At 61.7% G+C, this 22,356-nt stretch carries 17 protein-coding genes and 1 pseudogene; 5 read left to right on the forward strand and 13 right to left on the reverse strand.

Annotated features, from left to right (window positions below):
• Positions 1-42: 42 nt before the first annotated feature.
• The 6 genes from ABD819_RS15390 to ABD819_RS15415 all read right to left on the reverse strand — a co-directional run bounded on the left by ABD819_RS15390 (position 43) and on the right by ABD819_RS15415 (position 4,612).
• Positions 43-648 (reverse strand): hypothetical protein, encoded by a 606-nt coding sequence (locus tag ABD819_RS15390; protein WP_345125724.1) that lies wholly within the window; start codon positions 646-648, stop codon positions 43-45.
• A 42-nt stretch (positions 649-690) separates the two neighbouring features.
• Positions 691-1,191: a 1,2-phenylacetyl-CoA epoxidase subunit PaaD gene (gene paaD, locus ABD819_RS15395; protein ID WP_345125725.1), complete on the reverse strand. Its 501-nt coding sequence runs from the start codon at positions 1,189-1,191 to the stop codon at positions 691-693.
• Positions 1,192-1,374: 183 nt separating this feature from the next.
• Positions 1,375-2,124: a 1,2-phenylacetyl-CoA epoxidase subunit PaaC gene (gene paaC / locus ABD819_RS15400; RefSeq protein WP_345125727.1), complete on the reverse strand. Its 750-nt coding sequence runs from the start codon at positions 2,122-2,124 to the stop codon at positions 1,375-1,377.
• A 3-nt stretch (positions 2,125-2,127) separates the two neighbouring features.
• Positions 2,128-2,793 carry a phenylacetic acid degradation b gene (locus ABD819_RS15405; protein ID WP_345125729.1) on the reverse strand — a complete coding sequence of 222 codons (666 nt, stop codon included), beginning with the start codon at positions 2,791-2,793 and terminating at the stop codon, positions 2,128-2,130.
• 138 nt (positions 2,794-2,931) lie between these two features.
• Complete coding sequence (gene paaA, locus ABD819_RS15410; RefSeq protein WP_345125730.1) at positions 2,932-3,924, reverse strand: 1,2-phenylacetyl-CoA epoxidase subunit PaaA; 993 nt, start codon at positions 3,922-3,924, stop codon at positions 2,932-2,934.
• A gap of 94 nt (positions 3,925-4,018) precedes the next feature.
• The gene (locus ABD819_RS15415; protein ID WP_345125731.1) at positions 4,019-4,612 is read right to left on the reverse strand and encodes a TetR/AcrR family transcriptional regulator; all 594 of its coding nucleotides are present in this window, start codon (positions 4,610-4,612) and stop codon (positions 4,019-4,021) included.
• A gap of 203 nt (positions 4,613-4,815) precedes the next feature.
• Between ABD819_RS15415 and ABD819_RS15420 the strand changes: the two genes are divergently transcribed.
• The 4 genes from ABD819_RS15420 (at position 4,816) to ABD819_RS15435 (ending at position 8,429) form a co-directional block, all read left to right on the forward strand.
• Positions 4,816-5,997 carry a T9SS type A sorting domain-containing protein gene (locus ABD819_RS15420; RefSeq protein WP_345125732.1) on the forward strand — a complete coding sequence of 394 codons (1,182 nt, stop codon included), beginning with the start codon at positions 4,816-4,818 and terminating at the stop codon, positions 5,995-5,997.
• A gap of 170 nt (positions 5,998-6,167) precedes the next feature.
• The gene (gene thiL / locus ABD819_RS15425) at positions 6,168-7,196 is read left to right on the forward strand and encodes a thiamine-phosphate kinase (RefSeq protein ID WP_345125733.1); all 1,029 of its coding nucleotides are present in this window, start codon (positions 6,168-6,170) and stop codon (positions 7,194-7,196) included.
• A 141-nt stretch (positions 7,197-7,337) separates the two neighbouring features.
• Positions 7,338-7,853: a hypothetical protein gene (locus ABD819_RS15430; RefSeq protein ID WP_345125734.1), complete on the forward strand. Its 516-nt coding sequence runs from the start codon at positions 7,338-7,340 to the stop codon at positions 7,851-7,853.
• A gap of 120 nt (positions 7,854-7,973) precedes the next feature.
• Positions 7,974-8,429 carry a YybH family protein gene (locus ABD819_RS15435; protein WP_345125735.1) on the forward strand — a complete coding sequence of 152 codons (456 nt, stop codon included), beginning with the start codon at positions 7,974-7,976 and terminating at the stop codon, positions 8,427-8,429.
• 142 nt (positions 8,430-8,571) lie between these two features.
• Here ABD819_RS15435 and ABD819_RS15440 read toward each other — a convergent pair whose 3' ends face one another.
• From ABD819_RS15440 to ABD819_RS15460, 5 genes are all read right to left on the reverse strand, one after another.
• Positions 8,572-8,946, reverse strand: coding sequence for a hypothetical protein (locus tag ABD819_RS15440; RefSeq protein WP_345125736.1), 375 nt, complete (start codon positions 8,944-8,946; stop codon positions 8,572-8,574).
• Positions 8,946-9,329 carry a hypothetical protein gene (locus tag ABD819_RS15445; protein ID WP_345125738.1) on the reverse strand — a complete coding sequence of 128 codons (384 nt, stop codon included), beginning with the start codon at positions 9,327-9,329 and terminating at the stop codon, positions 8,946-8,948. Before ABD819_RS15445 ends, ABD819_RS15440 begins: the two co-directional genes overlap by 1 nt.
• Positions 9,330-9,341: 12 nt before the next feature.
• Positions 9,342-10,754: a 23S rRNA (uracil(1939)-C(5))-methyltransferase RlmD gene (gene rlmD / locus ABD819_RS15450; protein WP_345125739.1), complete on the reverse strand. Its 1,413-nt coding sequence runs from the start codon at positions 10,752-10,754 to the stop codon at positions 9,342-9,344.
• Between the two features lie 205 nt (positions 10,755-10,959).
• Positions 10,960-16,461 carry a T9SS type B sorting domain-containing protein gene (locus tag ABD819_RS15455; protein WP_345125740.1) on the reverse strand — a complete coding sequence of 1,834 codons (5,502 nt, stop codon included), beginning with the start codon at positions 16,459-16,461 and terminating at the stop codon, positions 10,960-10,962.
• A 257-nt stretch (positions 16,462-16,718) separates the two neighbouring features.
• Complete coding sequence (locus tag ABD819_RS15460) at positions 16,719-18,998, reverse strand: GEVED domain-containing protein (RefSeq protein WP_345125741.1); 2,280 nt, start codon at positions 18,996-18,998, stop codon at positions 16,719-16,721.
• A 283-nt stretch (positions 18,999-19,281) separates the two neighbouring features.
• Between ABD819_RS15460 and ABD819_RS15465 the strand changes: the two genes are divergently transcribed.
• Positions 19,282-20,091: an SDR family oxidoreductase gene (locus ABD819_RS15465; RefSeq protein ID WP_345125742.1), complete on the forward strand. Its 810-nt coding sequence runs from the start codon at positions 19,282-19,284 to the stop codon at positions 20,089-20,091.
• 94 nt (positions 20,092-20,185) lie between these two features.
• Here ABD819_RS15465 and ABD819_RS15470 read toward each other — a convergent pair whose 3' ends face one another.
• Entirely contained in the window at positions 20,186-21,829 is a 1,644-nt protein-coding gene (locus tag ABD819_RS15470) for a S8 family peptidase (RefSeq protein WP_345125743.1), read from the reverse strand.
• Between the two features lie 404 nt (positions 21,830-22,233).
• A pseudogene (locus tag ABD819_RS15475) lies at positions 22,234-22,356 on the reverse strand (IS481 family transposase); the annotation flags it as partial.

Genomic DNA, 22,356 nt, shown 5'->3' on the forward strand with positions numbered 1-22,356 from the left:
AGTTACCGGCGGCGTGGCAGGGGCGTTATTAATACAGAGGCCTCAAAACACGGGTAGCGGCTTCACTTTGGCATACTTGCCGCCTAGCGAATGCAGGTCGGTTTGGTGTAGCATGAGGTAGTCGTTGTACTGCTTGGCGGCTTGGTTGTACTGCACCCGGAAGGTGACCACGCCGGCATCAAGCTGCTGAATACCTTCGACAAAATTGCGGGCGTTTTCGGTGGGGGCGTTGCCATTGGGCGCGGCCACCGGGTACACGGCCTTCAGCAGCGAGTCTTGAGCCGTGTCGTACTGGTCAATCAGGGCCGAGGTGGCCATGGTCTGCTGGTCGTAGCGGCGGGTTTTGAGCCGGTTGTTAGCCCGCTCCAGGCCCTGCAGCTGGGCGGCGCTGATGCCGGGCTGGCCCTTCAGCTCGCGCAGCAGCAGGCGCGTGATACCGATTTTCTGGTCGTCGCTCTCGGTCATATTGCGCCATTTCACGTCCACGGAATCGCGCAGCACGTCGAACTGGACTTTCGCGGCGGCGGCGGAAGCAGGGTTGAGCACGGCGGCCTGGCTGCCATCGCGCTTGCAGGAGGCCGCGCAGCCGGTCAGCGCCAGTAGCAGCACCGCTGCGGATTTGGTGGAAAAAAGATTGGAATGACGCATGAAAAAATAACCTGGGGGAAAGTGGCCGCCGGCCCGCCAAAATTACACCGGCTTGAATTGCTCGAACAGTTGGCGGCAGACGTGGCAGTAATGCACGGCCCGGCACAGCGTAGCTCCAAACGGCGTGCGCAGCTCCGTATTGTTGCCGTGGCAATTCGGGCACTCCGCGTACTCCAGAAAATCGAGGTCCAGCACCCGGTTGCCCAGCACCGGCGGCGGCGACAGCTTGTGCCGCCGCAAGGCCTCACGCCCGGCATCCGAAATCATGTCCGAGGTCCAGGCTTCGCGCAGGCTGATTTCGACGTGCACGGCCGGCACGCCGTGGGCCAGCAGCGTGCGCTCCACGTCGCGCTTCATGTAGTCCATGGCCGGGCAGCCGGCAAACGTGGGCGTGAGGTGCACCGACACCGCGCCCGTAGCCTCGTCAATCTCCACGCCGCGCACCACGCCCAGGTCAATGAGCGAAATTGTGGGGATTTCCGGGTCCTTCACGGCTTGCAGCCAATCGAGGATTTGGTGCTTGGTGCTTGGTGCTTGGTGCATGACTTATTCAACTTCTCTTCTTAATTAAGTACTCAGTCACAAGTGCTCAGTAGTCAGATTTCACTCAAATTTTTGATTATCAGTATTTTGCTGTCTGGCTACTTACTTCTGACTACCTACTTAAGATAGTAAACGGCAAGTACAGATGCCAAGCACCAGGCACCAACAACCAGGCACCAAATCCTACCAGTCGGCCGTGGGGTCGAGCCGAAATACCTCGGCCATCTCATCCAGCAGGGGCTGCAGGTGCTCAGTGTGCTGGCCGTGACGGCCGCCATTCACGGGCGTGAGCAGGGCGAAATCAGGCAATTCCAGGGCCGTCTGGGCCAGCACTTTTGTGATGCTTTCCAGCCAGCGGCTTTTCAGCTCGGCTTCGCCAATAAACAAGCCCGAGCTGATGATTTCCGGCTCGGCTTCCGTCGTTTCGAAAATGCCCAGAGCGTAGGGCAGCGTGAAATTCAACGCGCCCTGCATCCGCTCAATAGCTTCCTCCGTGGCCGTGCCGAGGCGCTTCATCCAGGTGTTGGCGTGCAGGGCGTGGTACTTGAGCTCGCCGCGCAGCTTGCGGGCCACCTGGGCCAGGGGCTCGTAGCTGCTGGTGGCCAATGCCTCGAAGCGGAGCAGCTCGGCGTGGTCGAACAGGAAGTGGCGGGTCAGGCTGAAATCGTATTCACCGATGGGCAGCTCCACCAGCTGGCAGGAGTGAAATTGCGGCGCGTTGCGGGTGAAAGCCACCGTGTCGGGTTCGGCTTCGCCCAGCTCGTGCAGCAGGTTGTACAGTTGCAGGCTGTGCCCCAGCTTGTCCTGCGCCATGCTCGAAAAAGCAATGTCTTCTTCCAGAATGGGCCCCAGGCCGTTCCATTCCGAGTTGCGGTGGCCGAGAATCAGCTGGTCATCGGCGAGGCGATACAGCAGGTCGAGTTTGGGGTCCATGGGTTACTTATTTTCGGCCTTAAATTTTTCGATGCGGTCCTGCACCTTGTAGGAGATGGCGTCGCGGTACTTTTTCTCCGGCGTGGTGGCCCAGATGTCCCGGTCCTCCTCGTCGGAGCGCAGCACCTCGGCCGAGCGCACGGCCCACACATTCACCACCGGGCGCTGCTCACCAAACACGGCCTTAGCCACTTGCAGGGCATCGGCCGGCGAGCTGGCGCGCACCTTACCCACGTGCTGGTGGGCCTTGCCGCGCTTCTTGAGATGGAAGATGTCGTAGTCCTCTTCACCGGCCGCATAGGCAGCTTCTTCAGCGGCCGTATGGTCGGCGTTGCCAGCCGCTGGGGCCTCGCTTTTTGGCAGCAGGGGCAGAAAATCGTAAGCCGATTCCTGGTCGCCCACGTAGTCCGTCACCGTGATGGCGGCCGTGGGCACCACCCACATGCCCGTGCAGGCAAAGCGGCGGCTGAACTGCTCCTTGGCAAAGAGAAAGGCTACATCAGCCTCCGGCGCGTGCACCGGGCCCACATACACGTAGGGAGCGCCGTCCTTCTTTTGATGAAAGACTTCGTAAGTGCCGAACTGGTCGAGGGCCGTCTTGGTGGCCGCCGTGGCGGGCGCATCGGGCAGCCCCAGCCGGTTCATACGCGGGTCGTGGGAGTTAATCATGGAAGGGTAAGGAAGAAGGCTGAACGTCATGCTGAGCTTGTCGAAGCATCTCTACCGCGCAAGTAACATTGATTACGGCTGCGGTAGAGATGCTTCGACAAGCTCAGCATGACCGTGTTCTATTAGGTCAAAGCCAGATTAAGCCAATGGCCGCACGTACTGCGTTTTGGGCGTGAGCAGGGCGCGGCGCACCCAGGCTCCGTTTTCCTCCGCGGCGCGGCGCACGGCAATGCGCTCGGCGTTGCAGGGCCCGTCGCCGTTGATGACCCGCTTGAAATCCTCCCAATCGGGCTCGGTGAATTCCCACTGGCCGGTAGCTTCGTTTTTGGCGAGTTTCTCATCGGGCACCGTCAGGCCGATTTCCCAGATTTTGGGCACGTACATATCCAGGAACTGGTTACGGCACTCGTCGTTGCTGGCCATCTTCACCTTCCAGCGCATCAGAATTTCGGTGTGCACCGACATTTTATCCGAAGGACCGAAGAAGGTCATAATCGCCGGCCACCAGCGGTTCAGGGCGGCCTGCATCATCGCCCGCTGAATGGGCGTGCCGGTGGCCAAATGCACTACGGCATCGTGTCCGTACTTCAGGTGGAAGGCTTCCTCAGCGCAAATCCGGTCGAGGGCCCGGCAGTAGGGGCCGTAGCTGCCTTTGGCGTTGGCCAGCTGGTTCACAATCGCGCCGGCATCAATCAGCCAGGAAATCACGTTCGAATCGGCCCAGGTTGGCGTGGGGTAGTTGAAGACGTTGGAGTATTTGCTCTTGCCGTTGATGAGGTCGACCAGCATCTGTTCGCGGGTTTTGCCCAGCGTTTCGGCGGCCGAGTACAGCAGCTGCGCGTGGCCTACCTCGTCCTGCACTTTGGCCATCTGGGCCATCTTGCGGCGGAAGCCGGGCGCACGGGTAATCCAAGTGCCTTCGGGTAAGGAGCCGATGATTTCGGAGTGAGCGTGCTGCTCAATCATACGGGTGAGCTGCTTGCGGTAGAGGGCCGGCATCCAGTCGCCGGGCTCGATTTTCTCGCCCCGCGCAATGCGGGCCTCAAATTCGGCCAGCAGGATGGGGTCTTCGTTTTCCAGGCCGGTGGTGGCGGTGGTCGGCAGGTCGTGGGTGCTGGCGGAACCGTACATGATGCAGTGAGTGAATGGGTGAATGGAAGAATCAGTGAATGATTAGGCGGTGGGAAGGAGTAAAAAACATTTACTCATTCATCCATCCGCTCATTCACGCATTAACAAGTAGTCCGCCCAATAGCTGTTCGGCCAGGCGGTGGGCAATTTCATCAGGGGTCAGTTTGCCGTCGGGCTTATACCAGGCGGGCAGCCAGTTGAGGCTGGCCAGCAGGGTGAGCGCGGCAAAGGCCGCATCGGGTGCGTGCAGCTCGCCGGCGGCGATACCGCGCTGAATAAGCTCGCGAAACGAGGCTTCGTAGCGGTCGCGCAGGGCCAGGAACTCAGTGCGGGCCGGCTCGCTCAGGTGCCGCCACTCGTGCAGAAACACCGCCGAGGCGGCACTGTCGCGGGTGAGCACCCGGACGTGGCCCTCGATGGCCTGCCGCAGTTGCCCGGCCACCGGAACCGAGGCATCGGCCGTAGCCGCCGCGAACCCGGCAAAAAATTCCTCTGCCAGGCCAAAGCACACGCGGTGCAGAATTTCCTCTTTCGACTTAATGTGCGAATACAAGCTGCCCGCTTCCAGGCCGAGTTCCGTGGCCAGCTCGCGCATGCTGGTAGCCGCAAAGCCCCGCGCCCGAAACAGGGCCGTGGCCGTGCGGTCAATCTGGGCTTTGCGCGAGCGGAGGGGAGCGGTGGCGGGCATTAGAAGAACAAAGGTATGCTTGCTAACGCTCGTTAGCAAGCAAAGGTTTGCAATTGGCAGCGGTTTTTTTGTGCTGTGAGCAGTTGAACCTCACCCCATTGCTTGATTTGGGCTGCTATGCAAAATCATGTTTTAGTAATAAGCCAAACGACTCCCAGCGCGTACCTTTGTCCTTGCACAGACGTTTTCACCACCTGATTTTTATGAAAAAGCATTACTATTTGCTCTCAGCCGCGTTGCTGCTGACCGGGGCTGCCCATGCTCAGGGCACCGAATTGTTTTTCTCAGAATACAATGAAGGGGCTCACCAGCCGGGCGTGAGCTACAACGGTGGTGCCTCGAACTCGACGGGCAATGAGAAGACCATTGAAATTTACAACCCGACCACTTCGGCCGTCAACCTGAACTCGTATTCCATCCGCCGCTACTCCAATGGTGCCCCACTGGCCAGCCCGCTGGTAGAGGAAGAGCGCTTGATGCGCCGTAACGGTACCAACGTGCTCAATCGGCAGGCGGCTTTCGTCATTGCCCACCCCGAAGCGACCCTCACGGATATTACCAGCGTGGTATCGCAATACAGCGCGCCGCGCCAGAACTCGCCGTCCAACAATACCACGTCGAATAATATCATTCAGGTGGGTGGCACGGTGTGGTTCAACGGCGACGATGCCATGGCGCTGGTGCGCTACCCGAGCGGCACGGCAGGCTTGCCCAACGTGAGCGCCGGAATCATCATCGACATCATCGGCTCGATTGGCGAGCAGCCTCCCCTGGCCAACGGCACGGCGGGCGGCAACTGGAGCGGTACCAACCCCATCGACGGTACTCCGGCCGTGTTTGTGCTCTCGGCGAACCAGTCCATCGTGCGTCGCCCCGCCATTTCACGGGGTTTACGCGTGAATCCAGCCCCCCAAAATGTGCCCGGTACGAACCCACCCGTACGCAACCCCGGTGGCTACAACATTGCCGCCGAATGGGTGACCTACGGCACCGCTTTCAACGGCCCCATCATTCCGCCCGCTACTACGCCTAGCCTCAACGCGGGCGGCCAGCTCTATAACCAGCTTGGCAGCCACCTCGACTACACTGGTCCGTCGGGCACCTACCAGAGCACCATCACCTCGACATTGGTGAAGTTCGATGCCAACATCAGCGTGTATCCCAACCCCGCCCACGGCACGGCCACGGTCGAAATCAAGGACGCTAAAGTTGGCAGCGTGTTGGTAATGAATAACCTCGGCCAGCGCATCAGCGCCGAAGCCAAGGGCCAGGGCCAGGAGAAGCTCATCCTCAACATCTCGGCCCTGAAGCCCGGCCTGTACTTCGTACAGATTCTGAGCGCCGACGGCCAGACCAAAATCTACAAAGAGCTGGTGGTGCAATAAGTAGCCGCTCGGTTTGAATGAGGAAAGGAGGGAAGCAATTCCCTCCTTTTTTTATGGGCGTACTTTTGGCTTTGTTTTCAGTTATTCGTTGCCAGTTTCAGGCTCTTGTGCTCGAAAAACGGTAACTCACAACAGACAACGAGCATTTGATAACCGACAACTAAAAAAACATGGCCGACCTGACGCCCCTCACCGCCATTGGCGAATTTGCCCTTATTAATCGCCTGCAAGCCGGCATCACGAACCGCCAGCCCGGCACCGTGCTGGGCATTGGCGACGATGCCGCCATCATTGCCCCCACGCCCGGCACCGAGCTGGTGATGACCACCGATTTATTGGTCGAAGGCATTCATTTCGACCTGGCTTTCTGCCCGCTGCGGCACCTGGGCTACAAGGCCGTAGCCGTGAATGTGTCGGATATCGCGGCCATGAATGCCCTGCCCACGCAGCTGGTGGTGGCCCTTTCGGCCGGCCCGCGCTTCACGGTGGAGGCCATCGAGGAGCTGTACGCCGGCATGCGCCTGGCCTGCGAGGCTTACAATGTGGACCTGGTGGGCGGCGACACCACCGCCAGCCGCGGCGGCCTCACCCTGGCCGTGACGGTGCTGGGCGAAGTGCCCGCCGGGCAGGCCGTGCGCCGCAGCGGCGGCAAGCCCACCGACCTGCTCTGCGTGAGTGGCGACCTGGGCGCGGCTTTCCTGGGCTTGCAGGTGCTGGAACGCGAAAAGCAGGCTTTCCTGGCCGACCCGGATACCCAGCCCGAGCTGGAAAACTACGAGTACGTGGTGCAGCGTCAGCTGCGCGCCGAGGCCCGGCTCGACATCGTGCACGAGCTGCGGGAGCTGGGCGTGCATCCAACTAGCATGATTGATATTTCCGACGGGCTGGCCTCGGAGGTGCTGCACTTGTGCGCGGCCAGTGGCACGGGAGCGCGGGTATTCACCGAATTCCTGCCCATGGCCAATCCCACGCTGGAAGTGGCGGCCGAATTCAACCTCGACCCCATTACCTGCGCCCTCAACGGCGGCGAGGACTACGAGCTGCTATTCACGGTACCCGTAACGGACCATGAGAAGCTTAAAAATCACCCGGATATAACTATAATCGGTCATTTAACGACTGCCGATGATGGCGCTAACCTGGTGACCAAGAGCGGGCAAGCGGTGCCGCTCCAGGCCCAGGGCTGGACGAGCTTCTAGCTTTTGCAGCCAGGGCCGGGTTAACCTTTAGCTAAGCTCCACCGTTAGGAAAAAGCAAGGAGGAAAACCGCTATGGCACGCTAATTGTCATCAGCATCCTTAAGTACGTGATTTTTCCTTGTCAATTTTACTTCGCTAATCATGAATAAGCTCCCCTATATCCTCAGCGTTCTGGTGCTCCTTAGCACTGTATTTGGTACCGCCACTCCTGCCCGGGCCCAGTGGAGCCCCCAGGCTAAAGGTGCCGTAATTGGTGGTTTGGGCGGTGCCGCTGCTGGCGCCATTATCAACAAGCGCAACCGGGCCGTGGGTGGTGTGGTGGGCGGCGTGGCCGGTGGTGCCATCGGCTACGGCGTGGGTAAGCACGTTGATAACAAGCGAAAGGAGCGCGCCCGCATTGCCGCCGCCAACCGCGCTACTGCCGCCCGCGAAGCGGAGTACCGCCGGGCCATTGCCCGCAACAACAGCCGCGGAACCGTGGTAACTACCCGTACGCAAACGGCCGCAGTGCCCGTCAACAGTCTCACGGCTTCCAATGCCATGGTGGGTGGTCAGGCCATGCCTGCAACGACGAATGCCGCTTACCTGCCCAACCCGTCCTACGGCGACCCGTCGAAGCCTTATTCGACGGAGGAAGTTCGCCGCAAAAGCTGGTAATTCCGAAATAGATGCTTAATTAAAACCCCGGGCGCCTGCGCTCGGGGTTTGGTTATTTCAGCCTGTTTGTAACGGCGGATGATGTTGTCCGCTACATTTCTTCACCAACCCTTTGGATTTATGAAATCCCTCCTCTGCAGTTTGCTCGTGGCCGTGGCCCTCACTTCCTGCACCAAAACCGGCGATGCCGTGAACGTGCAGACCCTGGACCAGGAGTTTGTCAGCGCCTGGAATAGCCGCGACTCCGGCAAGATTACCGGCATGCTGGCCGATGATGTGAGCTTCGTGCAAGGCACGGCCCACTGGAAAGGCAAAGACGAAGTATCGCAGAAGTGGGTGCGCGAGACGCTACCCACCATCAGCAGCCTCAAAACGAGCGTAATCAGCAGCAACGTGGATGCGAACAGCGCCTACGAAGCCGGGACTTTCTCGGTAGATGTGCTGCCGGCCGGCCCCGGCCAGCCCGCGGGCTTTGGCGAAGGCAACTACATTTTCTACTGGAAAAAAGCCGCTGACAATACCTGGAAGCTGAGCTACGCGCAGCTGGAAGGTTTGCCGGTGCAGCGCCGGAACTAGGCCGCTGATTAGAAAACCAAGAACGTCATGCTGAGCGAAGCCGAAGCATCTCTACCGCGCAACTAATTAATTTTAGTAGGGCGGTAGAGATACTTTGGCTTCGCTCAGCATGACGTTCTGTTATATGCTGTTCCTGGTTACTCTAATCCTCCGGATACGGCACGAAAACGAACTTCGTAAACTCCTTATCGAGCACGAATAGGCAGCAGAACTCGTCGGGGTCTTTGTAGTTCGCCTGGAAATAAGCCAGCCCGTCGGCTTCTACGATGCCCTGCTGCACGAACAGCTCCAGGTAGCTGGCGAAAACGTGCCAGTCTAAGTTCAGCTCATCGGCATTGACGAGCAGGCCGCCGAGAGGCACTTCCTGCTTGGCAAATACGAAAATGGGGTATTTGCTGAAGTCGCCCTTGCGAATTTGGGAAGAGGCTTCGAGCAGGGTATCGCACACGACGACGAAATCCTTGGTGATGGTGCCGAGGTATTTGCCGTTGAGTTCGGGGTCGTTGAAGTAGTCCATTAAAAATAATTATTTCCTGTTAATGCGGGGTCCCAAATATTCTTGAGAATCAAAGCAGAAATATCTTCTTCTTCATCAATAATTCTTGAGCCCGTAATTTGCAAAATTTCTGCTTCAACTAATTCATCAATTATCCGCATCGTAACATCTCTGAAAGAAAAAAAATCAGATATGTTATAAGTGCCGCCAAATAACACTTGGGCATCATCAGTGTCATTTATGAAACTGATTCTGTCGCCTATATTATGCAGCAGATACCAATTGACAATATTGCCAGCAACTATCATCCCAGACAGTTCCCGCAATTTTGTGCCGATGCCAATTCCTGAAAAAGAAATTAATTCTTCCTTATCCAGATTGATTAAGTCGAATTCTAAGCCCATAGTTTCAGGAAATTACTTCAATTCCAGCAGCACCACATTCTCCACGTGGTGCGTGTGGGGGAACATATCCACCGGCTGCACGCGCGTCACCCGATACGCGGAATCCAGCAGCTCCAAGTCGCGGGCCTGGGTGCCGGGGTTGCAGCTGATGTAGACGATTTTGGGGGCGCGGAGCTCCAGCAGGCGGGCCACGACGTCGGGGTGCATGCCGGCGCGGGGCGGGTCGGTGATGAGGACGTCGGGGCGGCCGTGGTGGGCGGTGAACTCGGCGGTGAGCACGTCCTTCATGTCGCCGGCGTAGAACTCGGTGTTGGTGATGTTGTTGATTTCGGCGTTGACGTGGGCGTCGGCCACGGCTTGCTCCACGTACTCGACGCCGATGACTTTGCGGGCCTTGGCGGCTACGAAGCTGGCGATGGTGCCGGCTCCCGTGTAGAGGTCGTAGACCAGCTCATTGCCGGTGAGCCCGGCAAAATCGCGGGCTACTTTGTAGAGCTGGTGGGCGCCTTCGGAGTTGGTTTGGTAGAAGGACTTGGGACCGATGCGGAAGCGCAGGCCGTCCATATCTTCCTCGATGTAGGGCTTGCCGTGGTAGCACACCACGTCGAGGTCGTGGAAGGTTTCGTTACCCTTGCTGTTGAGGACGTAGTTGAGGGAGGTGATGCCGGGGAACTTGGCCAGCAGGGCGTCGAGCAGGGGCGCGATGGCGTCGTCGGCGTGGTAGCACTGCAGAATCACCATGACTTCGCCGGTGCTCTGGGCGGTGCGGATGATGAGGTTGCGGAGCAGCCCGGTCTGACGCACGAGGTTGTTGAAGGCCAGCTTATGCTCGTGGGCGTAGGCCCGGATGAAGAGGCGGATTTCGTTGCTCGGCTCGGCCTGGAGCCAGCAGTGCTCCACGTCGATAATCTTATCGAAGCGGGCGGGGGTGTGAAAGCCCACGACTTCGCGGTTGTACTGCGTCGTGTCGTCGTTTATCTGCTCGGTGGTGAGCCAGCCGTTGTCGCTGAACGTGTATTCGAGCTTGTTGCGGTAGTAGGTGCGCTGGGGCGAGGGCAGAATCTGGCGGATTTCGGGCAGCTCCACTTTGCCGATGCGGGTGAGCTGGTCTTCCACCTGCTGCTGCTTGTAGTGCAGCTGGGCATCGTAGGTGAGGTGCTGCCACTTGCAGCCGCCGCAGGTGCCAAAGTGCTGGCAAAACGGCGTGGTGCGCAGCTCGGAATACTCGTGAAACTTGACGGGAACGGCTTCGAGGAAGCTCTTTTTGGCTTTGGTGACGCGTAAATCCACGACATCGCCGGGGGCAACCTGCGACACGAAGATGACGAGGTTTTCGACGCGGACGAGGCATTTGCCTTCGGCCACCATGTCCTGGATTTTAACGTTGCGGAGTAACTCGGCGGGGATATTTTTGGCTCGGCTCATAAGGGTGCAAAACTACTGTCTGAACCGCGGATTTATCGGATTGGTCGGATTACTCGGATTTTGGGGACTAATTAGGTTCGTACAAAAAAAGCCGCTCATCGGAGCGGCTTTTTTTGTAGTGGGAAGGTTGTTGTTTCGCGGGCTGGTCTGGTGTCGTCCCCAAAATCCGAGTAATCCGACCAATCCGATAAATCCGCGGTTCAGATTACTTCACTACCTCGAACCAGTTCTTGATGCTGGGGCCGTTGGGCACGGTCAGCAGGTAGAAGTAGTTGCCGGGGGCGGTATTGGCATCGCCGCCCCAGTTGTTCTGGTAGTTGGTGGTTTTGTACACCTCGCGGCCCCAGCGGTTGAACACGGTGAAGGTGTTGCCGGGGTAGAGCTGGATGTTGTCAATCACGAGCACATCGTTGCGACCGTCATTGTTGGGCGTGATGATGTTGTAGGTCCGGACGGCGTTGGCGAAGTTCACATTGGCCTCGTTGGAGTTCGAGCGCAGGGCCGAGGCCCCGGTGCCCACGGCCACCACCCGGAAGTTCTGGCTGAAGCCCGCGCCGGTGGCGGAGCCCGTGGCTGCGTTGTTAACTACCGCTTGCAGCTGGCTGCCGCTGGGCACGGTGGCTACCAGCTCGGGCGTACCGGCATCGGAACGACGGAAGACCTGATACTCGGCCACCGGGAAGCCTACGTAAGCATTCCAGGTGAGGGTGGTTTTGCCTTGGTCGAAGCCGCCGGTGCCGGTGGTGCCGGTGTTGGTGGCTACCAGCCGGATGGTCTGGGCGGTGGTGCTGGTCAGCAGCGTGCCGCAGCCGTTGGTCAGGTTCAGGCGGTATTCGTAGGAGTTGGCCGAGGCATCCACCGCGCTGTTATCGGTGAAAGTGGTGGCCGAGGCGGCCACCGTGCCTACCGTCACAAAGTTGCCGGAGGCCGCCACGCGCCGCTGAATCTGCACGGGGTTGGGGGTGGCGGCGCTGTTGGGGGCGCTCAGGGTGAGGATAACGCGGCTGTTGCTGGTGATATCGACCGAGGCGTTGGCCAGGGCGATGGTGGGGTTATCAAACACAATGGTGCGGGTAGCAGCCGGGCCCGTGCACGAGGCTGGGGAGGCGCTGATTTCGGCCGCGCTCACCGAGTAAGGGCCGTTATTGTTGAAGAGCACCGTAATCTGGCTGCTGGTGCCGCCGGTCGTGATGGTGCCCCCCGTGACGGTCCACGCGTAAGACGAGCCCGCCGTAGCATTCGCAATAGCGTATTGCTGCGCCGTGGCCGTGTTGCACACGAAGCCCGAGCCCGAAATGGTGGGAGCCGTGGGCAGCGGGTTCACGGTGAAGGGCACGGTGTAGACCGGGCCGGTGCAGCTGGCCGGGCTGGCCGTGGTTTCCTGGGCCGTGAGGGTGTAGGTGCCGGGAGCCGGCAGCGTGGCGATGGTGCGGCTGTTGCCGGTGCCGGGCAGGGCCACGCCATTGAGTTGGAACAGGTAAGTGGAGCCGGCGAAACCGCCGGGCAGGCTCACCGTGACGGGGCCGCTGCCCTGGCACACCCGCACCGGGCTGACGATGGCCAGGGTGGTGCGGGGCGAGGGGTTAATCTGCACCATCAGTGTATCCGAAACGCCGCGGCAGACGCCACCGGCGGGGTTACTGGTTTCGGTGACGACAATGATGCCGATGGTGGGCACCGTCACGGGACTCCAGCTCACGGTCACGGTGTTTTGCAGCGTGCTTACCTGCGTGCCGCCGATAATCAGCCAGGAGTAGCTGGAGCCTGCGGCAAATGCGCCGCTGCGGTAAGTGTAAGGGCCATCGGCCTGGCACACGGCGCGGGGCAGTGGCGCCACGGCCAGAATGTCGCCGGGGCCGGTGGGCCGCACCGTTTGCAGGCGCTGGTTGATGATGATGGGCAGGGTAGTGGTGTCCGAAGAGCAACCCTGGGCGTTGAGGCGGAACACCTTGACGAACGCGCCGGTGGTGGCCACGCCCCAGCTCACGGTGATGGCCGGGGTGCCCTGGCCGCTGGCAATGGTGCCGCCGCTAATCAGCCAGGTATAAGCCGCCGCCGCCGGGGTCGGCACCGAGTAGGCAATACCCGTGACCGTGGGGCACACCGAAGCCGGACCCGAAATGCTTTCGGCGGCCGGGCGCGGGTTCACGGTGATGATTACGGCATCGGTGCTCACGCAGCCGCTGCCCGTGGTAGCCGTGAGGGTGTAGGTGAGGGTGAGCGGCACGGCCGTGGTGTTCACGCCGGTGAAGACCGGCTGAGCGGCAGTGGCGCTGCTCAGGTTGGTGGCGGGGCTCCAGCTATAAGTGTAGCCGGCGCGGGTTGGGGCCCCCAGGGTCAGCCGCTTGCGGTCGCATACGGCCTGGTCGGGGCCGGCTTCGGCCACGGCGGCGGGGTTCACGGTCACGGTCACGGTGCCGGTGCTCACGCAGCCGTTGGCCGTGGTGGCCGTGAGGGTAAATACGACGGGGGTGGGCGTGGCGGTGGTGTTGGTGAGCGTGAACGTGGGGTTGGCCACGGTGGTGCTGCTCAGGCCGGTGGCCGGGCTCCAGCTATAGGTGTAGCCCGTGACCGGGGCCGCGCCCAGCGTCACGCTCAGGCCCGAGCACACGGCCCGGTTGGCGCCCGCCACCGCCACGGCGGCGGGGTTGACGGTCACGACCACGGTGTCGCGCTGGAAGCAGCCGTTGGCCGTGGTGGCCAGCAGAATGTATTGCTGCGTGGTGGCGGCGCTGGTCAGGTTGGGCAGCGTCACGGTGGGCGTCAGCGACGTAGCGCTGCTCAGGCCGAGGGCCGGGCTCCAGGCGTAGGTGGTGCCGGTAATCGGCGTACCCGCGCCAATAACCACGCCCACATTCGAGCAGGTCGCCTTGTCAAGGCCAGCCTGGGCGACGGCCGCCGGGTTGATGGTCACGGCCACCGTGCCAGTAGCTACGCAGCCGTTGGCCGTGGTGGCTGTGAGGGTATAGGTCACGACGATGGGCGCACCCGTGAGGTTGGGCAGCGTCAGCGTCGGGTTCAGGACGGTGGTGCTGCTCAGGCCGAGGGCCGGGCTCCAGGCGTAGGTGGTGCCGGCTACCGGCGTACCACCGATAACTACGCCCACATTCGAGCAAGTGGCGCGGGCCGCGCCGGCATTGGCTACGGCGGCCGGGTTGATGGTCACGTTCACCGGGGCGGTGGCCACGCAGCCGTTGGCCGTGGTGGCCGTCAGGGTGTAGGTGACGATGACGGGGGCACCGGTGGTGTTGGTGCCGGTCACCGTTGGGTTCAGGATATTGGGGTTGCTCAGGCCAGTGGTCGGGCTCCAGCTATACGTAGTGCCGGGGACGGCCACGGCCGTGCCGCCGAGCGGGGTCGAAACCGTGCCCGAGCAGAAGCTGATGCCCGGGCCGGGCGTGGCCACGGCCGCCGGGGTCACGGTGAGCGCTACCGTCGAGGTAGCCGTGCAGCCCTGGGGGCTGGTGGCGGTCAGGGTATAGGTGGTGGTGATTTCCGTTCCCGTGGTGTTGGGCAGGGTCACGGTTGGGGTGGCCGCCGTGGTGCTGCTCAGGCCGGTGGCCGGGCTCCAGCTGTAGGTGTAGCCCGGCAGGGCCGCCGTGCCCAGCGTGGTCGAGGCCACGTTCGAGCAGGTAGCGCGGGCGGGGCCGGCGTTGGCAATCGCGGCGGGGTTTACCGTCACGAAAACGGAGTCCGTGCTCTGGCAATTCACGCCCGAGCTGGCCGTCAGGGCGTATTTCACTACGATGGGGACGCCGGTGGCGTTGGGCAGGGTCAGGGTGGGGTTGGCCACGGTGGTACTGCTCAGGCCCAGGGCGGGGCTCCAGGAATAGGTGATGCCGGCTACTGCTGCCGTACCCAGGGCCGTGGAGGCCACGCCGGGGCACACGCTGCGGTCGGGGCCGGCGTTGGCCACGGGCGGCGGGGTCACGGTCACGGTCACGCTGGCCGAGGTGGTGCAGGTGCCGTCGGAGCCCGTGATGGTGTAGGTTGTTGTCGTGGTGGGCGCTACCGTCAGCGTCGTGGTGGTGGCGCTTAGTCCGCCGCCGGTCCAGGAATAGGTGAGGCCGGCCTGGCCGCCGCTCGCGCTCAGCGTGGTCGACGTGCCCAGGCAGATGCTGGGCGCACTGGGCGTGACGGCGAGCGGGGGCAGCGGACGAATGTCAACGGTTTTTATCACCGAATCGGTGGGGCAGCCGCGCGACGAGATGCCTTTCAGGACCAGCGTACCGGTGGTGTTGGCATTGCCCCAGGTTACCTGTACCGTGTTGGTGCCCTGGCCGCTGGTGATGGTGCCGCCCGTGGCGCGCCAGCTGTAAGAGGCCGGTACCGGACCGGCGGCCGTGTAGGTCCGCACCGTGGCCGGGTCGCAGACAAGGGCCGCGCCGTTGATGGCGTTGGGTCCCAGCGCCCGCGTTACGGTAATGCGGAAAATATCAGAAGCCTGCTTGCCGCCGCAGCCGTTGTCCTTCACGGTCACGCTCAGGTCGTAGGGAGCGGTGCGGGCATTGCCGCAGGCGGAGTTAAACACGAACGTGCCCGAAACCGAGTTCACGCCCGAAACCGAGGCCGTACCGGTCAGGTTGCCGGGCTGCACGGTGCCGGGGTTGCCATTGAAGGTCGTGTTGAACGGCCCGCTGCCGTCGAGCAGGGCGCTGTTCACGGTGAGCACCAGTGGGCGGTTGGTGTTGCCCTGCGAGGCCGAAATCGGAATGCTCAGCGCCTGGCCTTCCTCGATGGTGTAGTTGCGGGGCAGGGTCAGAACGGGGGTCAGCGCGGGCGGCGGCGTGGGCGGGCAGGTCGTTACCAGCAGCTGTAAATCGCGGCGGGTGGTGCCGATAAGCACCTCGTTGCCGTTGATGCTGCGGTACTCCGACACGTCCACCGCCACCACGTACTGGCCAATGGCAGTGGCCCCGTATTTTGCAATGCCCGTACTGGCGTTGATGGTGGCAAAGTTGCCGGGCCCCGTTCCAAACGGAGTCGCTGCGCTGAAGCTCGTCGACCGGTAAGGAATGGGAGTGGGCAGGGGCGGGAAGGTGTCAAAGTTGGTGCTCGACCTGCCATAAGGCGCTCCAAACGAGTACACCAGCCGGTCGCCGTCCGGGTCGAAGGCATTGTTGAGGGAGATGGTGGTGTCGTTCTGGCACACGATGGCCACGGCCGTATCGGAGAACACCGGCGAGCGGTTCGGAATCAGCGGCGGGGCCATGCTCACGTACAGCGTCAGCGGGAAGTTGTCCGAATTGGCGAGGTTGGCAATGCCGGCGTTGCGCGCCGCTACCGAATACACCGCGTAGTAGCCATCGAAGGACACCGGCAGGTTCACCGTGCCCACTAAGCGGTTGATGATGAAGGGCTGGTTGGGGGGCACGATGCTACAGCCCGCCGGAATTTTTGGCCCGCTGATGACGGGCGAAATTGTTCCGGTGAGGTTAACATTTGTTCGCAGGCCCGTCGTGCGGTTGTACACGAAAATATTTTGGTTCAGCACCGGCTGGCCCGGCGTGCCCGGCAGGGCGTTGATGTAAACCGTGACCGTGATTTGGTAGCGGAACGGCGTTCCGGCCGGGCCGTTGGCATCGAGGTACTGGTAGTTCATCTCGCCACCGAGAAAGTGGGAGGCCTGTGCCGGTCGTGCGCCCAGCGCCAGCAGGACAAGTAGGAAAATCGACCCGTAAAAGCGCCGGAGTAAGGTTCGTGACATAAAAAATGATGAAGGGCAGGAAGATGTCGGTGGTGGAAATCAGGGAGTGGCAACCAATGGCTGATAACAGCTTGCGATTGACCAGTCCAGGCGGCGTAGCCTTTGTGTGGTCAATCACAAGCTATTAAGTAGTCGTTCAAAAGTAAACGGGTTGTCAGTTGCTCGTTGTTTGTTGTCAGTCGGACGATTGCCATTCTGCCAACAACTGACAACTAATGACTAACAACTTAGCTGTTTTAGCCAGGGCCAGGCAGAAGCTATTCGCGTACCACGCGGCGCAGGGCGGTCTGGCCTTTGGCATCGCGCAGGCGCAGCACGTACACGCCCGGGGCCAGGGCGCTCAGGTCCAGGGTGGCATCGGCGGCGGGGCCCAGGCGCAGGGTGGTGCGCAGCACCGTGGCGCCCAGCACGTTCTGCACTTCGGTGGCGTAGGTGCCGGCGGTGGCGGCATCGGGCAGGCGCAGGCGCAGCTGGCCATCGAGGGTGGGGTTGGGGAAGAGGCCGAGCGTGGGCAGGGCCTGGGCTGCCTGGGTGGCCAGGGGGCGCACCAGCAGCTGGTAGTCCTCCACTTCGGCATTCAGCACGTTCACGGCGCAGGGAAAGGGGGCATTGGCGTTGGCCACGCACAGGATGCGCATCCGGGTGTTGAGCCCGCTGACCCCGGCCGGCAGCGCAAAGCTGGCCGTGAAGGTGGCGGCGCCGGGCCCGGCGCCGGTCACGTCGTTGGCCAACAGCTCGTTCGTATCGAACGTACCGTTCAGGTTCACATCAACCCACACGGCGGTACGATGCACGATGGCCAGGTTCGAAACCACCGTCAGGTTTACCGGGCTGCCGGCGTTCAGGATGATGGGCAGGTTGGTGTAGTTGACGTAGCCGGCCGTCGTCACGGTGCTGCTGTTGGTGAAGGCCGTGGGTTGGGCATTGCTCACCAGCACGTTGGTGATGTAGAACGGGCTGAGCTGCTGGTTGCCGCCCGGCCCGATGCCGCCCGTGCCGTTCGACGCGCAGTACCTGAGGCAGGGTACCGACACGCTCACCGCATTGGCCCGCGTGAGGGTGGCCGTGCCATTGGCATTGCCGGCCGTGAGGGTTACGGTGTAGCTGCCCGTGGCGGCGTAGGTATGCAGCGGGTTTTGCTGGGTGCTGGTGGGCGTGCCATCGCCAAAGTTCCAGAGCCAGCTGGTAGGCAGGTTCTGGCTGGTATCGGTGAACTGAATGGGATTCACGCAGGAGCCGGGCACGAAGTTGGTGGTGAAGCTGACCACGGGGGGCGTGGTGTTGGGCTGCACCACCACGGTGTAGTCTTCCACCTGGCCGCTCACGGGGCTGGTGCAGGGGCCGGGGTTGTTGCCCACGGCATCGGCCACGATGCGCAGGCGCAGGGGCTGGTTGAGCACGGTGCCCGCCGGAATGTTCAGGGTGGCGGTAGCGCCGGGGGTGGGCGTGTTCAGGCTCTGGTACACCTGCTCGGCGGTGGTCAGAATGCCGTTGTTGTCCCGGTCGAGGTACACCCGGATATCGTGCGGGTTGACGCCGCCCGTGGTGATGGTCATGGCGTAGTTCACGCCCACCGTCAGATTGGTGCGCTGCGGACAGGTAAAATCCTGATAGCCGGCGCTGCCATCGGCCGACGCGTTATCGATGGTGCCCAGCCGGAAGCGGGTGATGCCGTAGTTGGCGAAGAAGTTGATGGTGGGCGGCGAGCAGCTGGCCGCAACCGGCACCGTCGTATTATAAGTGATGCTGGTGGCGGCGCTGGTGTTCACGCCGGCCGCGTTGGTAGCGCGCAGCGTCACGGCGTAGGTGCCGGCCGTGGTGTAGCAGTAGTTGGGGTTTTGCTGGGTGCTGGTGTTGCCATCGCCGAACGTCCAGAGCCAGGCCGTGGGCAGGTTCTGGCTGGCATCGGTGAACTGCACGCAGCCCGAGCAGGTGGTGGTGCCGTTGGTGGTGAAGGCCGCCACCGGCGGGCTCACGTTGGCCGAGAGCGTTACGCTGTAGTCCTCATCCTGCGAATAAACGGGCGTGGAGCACGGGGTGGGCACCGTGCCCAGGCTGTAGTCGGCGGCCACGCGCAGGCGTAGGCGGGTGCCCAGCACGGCCGTGGCGGGCGCAGTAATGGTGCCCGTGTGCAGGCTGGCATTGTTGGAGCTGAAGACCAGCTCGTTGTTGCCCGTGAACGCGCCGTCGTTGTTATAGTCAATCCAGACCCGCACGTTTTCCGGCGCGTTCGCATTGGTGCGCACGCTGATGGAGTAGGCCTGGCCCACCACCAGGGCCGCGTTGGCGGTGCAGCTCAGGTCCTGGTAGCCTTCCGAGTACCCCACCGAAGTCCGGTTGATGAGGTTGTTGCCCACCGTCACGTTGAGAATGCCCATGTTGAAGGCAATAGCCTGGGGGCTGCTGGCCCGGCCGGGGGTGCAGGTAGCGACAACAGGACAGGTCTGGGCCTGGACCGCCGCCGACGCGCCCAGTGCCAGTACGGCCGCCACAAAACCCGGCGCAAGCCGGTACCAAGAACGTAGGAGTGGAAGCATAAAAGAGAGAAAGGGGAGACAATAGAATTTGGTGGTTAAATGTAAGCACAAAACCGGGACGCGCCGGGCAAAATCAGCGGTTGCGGGGTTTCATTCGCTCATGTCTCAGGGTGAGCCGCCGACTGCGCCCATCAACCAGCGTGCTGGTTGCCTGACCATAGGTCGAGCCCGGGGTTTAATCGGGCCTAACAAAAATCGCACCATCGAACCGTAAGTTTGCCTTGATTTTTTGAGCTTCGCCTCTTGCTGGTCCGCCAGGGCCACCGTCCCTTCTCTTTATCATATGGCTACTCCTATAGTTCTCATCACCGGCGGCACCTCGGGCATTGGCCGGGCCTGCGCCCTGGCGTTTGGTCGGGCTGGCTACCAGGTGGCCTTCACCGGGCGCGATGAAGCGAAGCTGACCGATACGGCCGCCGCCCTCGCCGCCGCCGACGTGCCCCACCTGCCCATCCGGGCCGATGTGGGCGACGAGGCCGCCTCCGAGCGCGCCGTGCGGGAAACCGTGGCCCGGTTCGGCGGGCTCGACGTGCTGCTCAACAACGCCGGCATCAGCATGCGCGCCCGCTTCCAGGATGCCGACCTGGAGGTTATCAAGCAGCTCATGCAAACCAACTTTTTCGGCACGGTCTTCACCACCAAGTTCGCGCTGCCGCACCTGCTCCAGAGCAAGGGCAGCATCGTGGGTATCAGCAGCATCGCGGGCTACCGGGGCTTGCCGGGCCGCACCGGCTACTCGGCCTCCAAATTTGCCATGAACGGTTTTCTCGAAGCCCTGCGCACCGAGTTGCTCGACCAGGGCGTGCACGTCCTCACGGCCGCGCCGGGCTTCACGGCTTCCAATATTCGCCAAGTGGCGCTGGCCGCCGATGGCTCGGCCCAGGGCGAGTCGCCGCGCGACGAAGGCGCGATGATGAGCAGCGAAGCCGTGGCCGACGAAATCCTCAAAGCCGTGCAGCAACGCAAGCGCACGCTGGTGCTCACGGGGCAGGGCAAGCTGGTTGTGTTCCTCAATAAGTGGCTGCCGGGACTCAGCGACAAGCTGGTGCTGGGGCACTTCCGGAAAGAGGAAAAGGGCTTTGACGTGGGGTAAAGGGAATTAAAAATTAAAAGTGAAGAATTAAAAATGCCCGCCTGAATCAACAAGCGGGCATTTTTAATTCTTCACTTTTAATTTTTAATTCCCTCTACAGAGAGGCCTTCTGCGCCAGCTTCACAGCCTCGTACAAATCAACCACGCCGCCAGTGACGGAGAGCGTGGAGAAATCAACCGTCTTTTCGCCGCCCGGCACCATTACCTTGGTGTGATGCACCTGGGCCGACTGCATGATGATGCGCTTCAAATCGGCGGCCGTGAGCTTGGGGAAGTACGACTTGAGCACCGCCGCCACGCCGGCCGTGACCGGCGAGGCCATGCTCGTGCCGCTTTCGTTGCCGTAGGTGCTGCCGGGCAGGGTGCTGAAAATGCCCACACCGGGCGCGAATACGTCAACCCCTTTTTTGCTGTAGTTCGAGAAGTTGGCCGTGAGGGCGGCGTTGTCTTTCGGGCCCGACGCGCCCACGGTGAGTAGGTTGGGCACGGTCGTGTTGTTCATATAGAAGGACGCGGGGTAGTTGTCGGCCACGTCGAGGTTGTGGTTTTCGTTGCCGGCGGCGTGCACCAGCAGCACGTTTTTGGTGGCGGCGTACTTGTAGGCGGCTTCCACGGCGGCGCGCTGGGGCGAGAATTCCTTGCCGAAGCTCATGTTGATAATCTGCGCGCCGTTGTCCACGGCGTAGCGGATGGCGTTGGCAATGTCCTTGTCGCGCTCGTCGCCGTCGGGCACGGCCCGCACCACCATGATGCTCACCGGGTCGGCGGCGATGCCCTGCACCCCGATTTTATTGTCGCGCACGGCCGCGATGATGCCCGCTACGTGGGTTCCGTGCATGGGGTCGGGGCCGTGGAGGTCGTTGTTGCCGTAGTTGCGGTCAGTCAGGTCGTTGGGGTTGTCCTTCACGATGTCGGTGCGCGGGTCGAAATTCAGGTTCAGCGAATTATCGAGCATGCTGCGCTCCTGTTTCATACCCTCGTTCAGCTCTTTTAGGAGAGCATCGGCGTCGGATGCGCCGGTCTGGCGCATCATATCGAGCATGCCGGCTACGGCGCGCTTCAGGTTGGGGTCTTCGGGGCGGGCGTTTTTGAGGGCTGTAGTGTCGAGCTTGTCGGTACCCAGGGCCTGTTTCATCTTGGCCACCATCTCGGTGATGGGGCCGGTCATGCTCTCGACCTGCCCGGCGCGCTCGGTTTCTTCGGCCAAGCGGGCTTTGTACACTTTCTCCGCTTTCTGATACAGCGCGAAATCAGTCTTGTCGGCCGTCTTCACGGTTTTGGCCGTGGTGCCTTTGAAGCGCTTGCGGCCGGCGGCCACGATGCGCGTCATCTCCAGGGTTTCGGCGTTGATGTTGCGGCCGTCTTTGCCGCCCAGGAAGTTCCAGCCGTGCACATCGTCGATGTAGCCGTTCTTGTCGTCGTCGATGCCGTTGCCGGGAATCTCGCCCCGGTTCCGCCACAGCACGGGCTTCAGGTCGACGTGCGCCGTGTCGATGCCCGAGTCAATCACGGCCACGATAACGGGCGTAGGCACCAGATTTTTCAGGAGTTCGGTATAAGCGCGGGTGGCCCCGATGCCGGGCACGTTGTCGAGCTGCGGGTCTTTAAGGTACCACTGGGCCGCGCTTTGGTCGGTAGCGGCAGGCGTGAGGGTGGGCACGGCCTGCGCCAGGCCCAGGGTAGGCAGCGCCAGAATGGCCAGCGCCAGGGGCCAGCGGCGGGAAGGGAAAATCGTCATGAGCAAAGAAAAGCGCCGCGACAGCGCGGTGGGTGGTGGTGGGTAAACCGAAGTCAACACAAATGAAGTTCAGCCGAGGCAAAGACAGGGCCAGAGGGCGCGATGTTGCGCCCCAGCCGCCCGGTCTGACCGCCCTAGGCGGTCTGACCGGTTGAAGTAAGAACGATACCGCAACAACGACAACCGGGCTGGGAGGTTGAAGTGAGTATGATGACATACCAACGATAACCGGTCAGACCGCCTAGAGCGTGAGGACAGTTAGCCTCGGAGGCCGTCATGCTGAGCTTGTCGAAGCATCTCTACCGCTTCGTTGCCTCGACATGTTCGGTAGAGATGCTTCGACAAGCTCAGCATGACCGTTTTTACGGCGGTAAAAGACCGTTTCGGCTAATTGTCCTCACGCCCTAGGTGTATGGTCCCGGAGTATGGTGGGTCGGTTCTCGAATAAAGCTACTAGGATTTTTCCGCCATTCCGCACAAACAAATTCGTAGGGTGTCAATCCCTTGAGCCGTTTGAGGCGTTTGGC

This window comes from Hymenobacter antarcticus (assembly GCF_039539545.1).
GTDB lineage: Bacteria > Bacteroidota > Bacteroidia > Cytophagales > Hymenobacteraceae > Hymenobacter > Hymenobacter antarcticus.

Bases quoted from the DNA above. Each gene is read 5' to 3' on its own strand.
- ABD819_RS15430 (WP_345125734.1), top strand. From the start codon at position 7,338: ATGAATAAGCTCCCCTATATCCTCAGCGTTCTGGTGCTCCTTAGCACT.
- ABD819_RS15460 (WP_345125741.1), bottom strand. From the start codon at position 18,998: ATGCTTCCACTCCTACGTTCTTGGTACCGGCTTGCGCCGGGTTTTGTG.
- ABD819_RS15465 (WP_345125742.1), top strand. From the start codon at position 19,282: ATGGCTACTCCTATAGTTCTCATCACCGGCGGCACCTCGGGCATTGGC.
- rlmD (WP_345125739.1), bottom strand. From the start codon at position 10,754: ATGAGCCGAGCCAAAAATATCCCCGCCGAGTTACTCCGCAACGTTAAA.
- ABD819_RS15435 (WP_345125735.1), top strand. From the start codon at position 7,974: ATGAAATCCCTCCTCTGCAGTTTGCTCGTGGCCGTGGCCCTCACTTCC.
- paaC (WP_345125727.1), bottom strand. From the start codon at position 2,124: ATGGACCCCAAACTCGACCTGCTGTATCGCCTCGCCGATGACCAGCTG.
- thiL (WP_345125733.1), top strand. From the start codon at position 6,168: ATGGCCGACCTGACGCCCCTCACCGCCATTGGCGAATTTGCCCTTATT.
- ABD819_RS15470 (WP_345125743.1), bottom strand. From the start codon at position 21,829: ATGACGATTTTCCCTTCCCGCCGCTGGCCCCTGGCGCTGGCCATTCTG.
- paaA (WP_345125730.1), bottom strand. From the start codon at position 3,924: ATGTACGGTTCCGCCAGCACCCACGACCTGCCGACCACCGCCACCACC.
- ABD819_RS15390 (WP_345125724.1), bottom strand. From the start codon at position 648: ATGCGTCATTCCAATCTTTTTTCCACCAAATCCGCAGCGGTGCTGCTA.
- ABD819_RS15420 (WP_345125732.1), top strand. From the start codon at position 4,816: ATGAAAAAGCATTACTATTTGCTCTCAGCCGCGTTGCTGCTGACCGGG.
- ABD819_RS15415 (WP_345125731.1), bottom strand. From the start codon at position 4,612: ATGCCCGCCACCGCTCCCCTCCGCTCGCGCAAAGCCCAGATTGACCGC.
- ABD819_RS15445 (WP_345125738.1), bottom strand. From the start codon at position 9,329: ATGGGCTTAGAATTCGACTTAATCAATCTGGATAAGGAAGAATTAATT.
- ABD819_RS15455 (WP_345125740.1), bottom strand. From the start codon at position 16,461: ATGTCACGAACCTTACTCCGGCGCTTTTACGGGTCGATTTTCCTACTT.
- ABD819_RS15440 (WP_345125736.1), bottom strand. From the start codon at position 8,946: ATGGACTACTTCAACGACCCCGAACTCAACGGCAAATACCTCGGCACC.
- ABD819_RS15405 (WP_345125729.1), bottom strand. From the start codon at position 2,793: ATGATTAACTCCCACGACCCGCGTATGAACCGGCTGGGGCTGCCCGAT.
- paaD (WP_345125725.1), bottom strand. From the start codon at position 1,191: ATGCACCAAGCACCAAGCACCAAGCACCAAATCCTCGATTGGCTGCAA.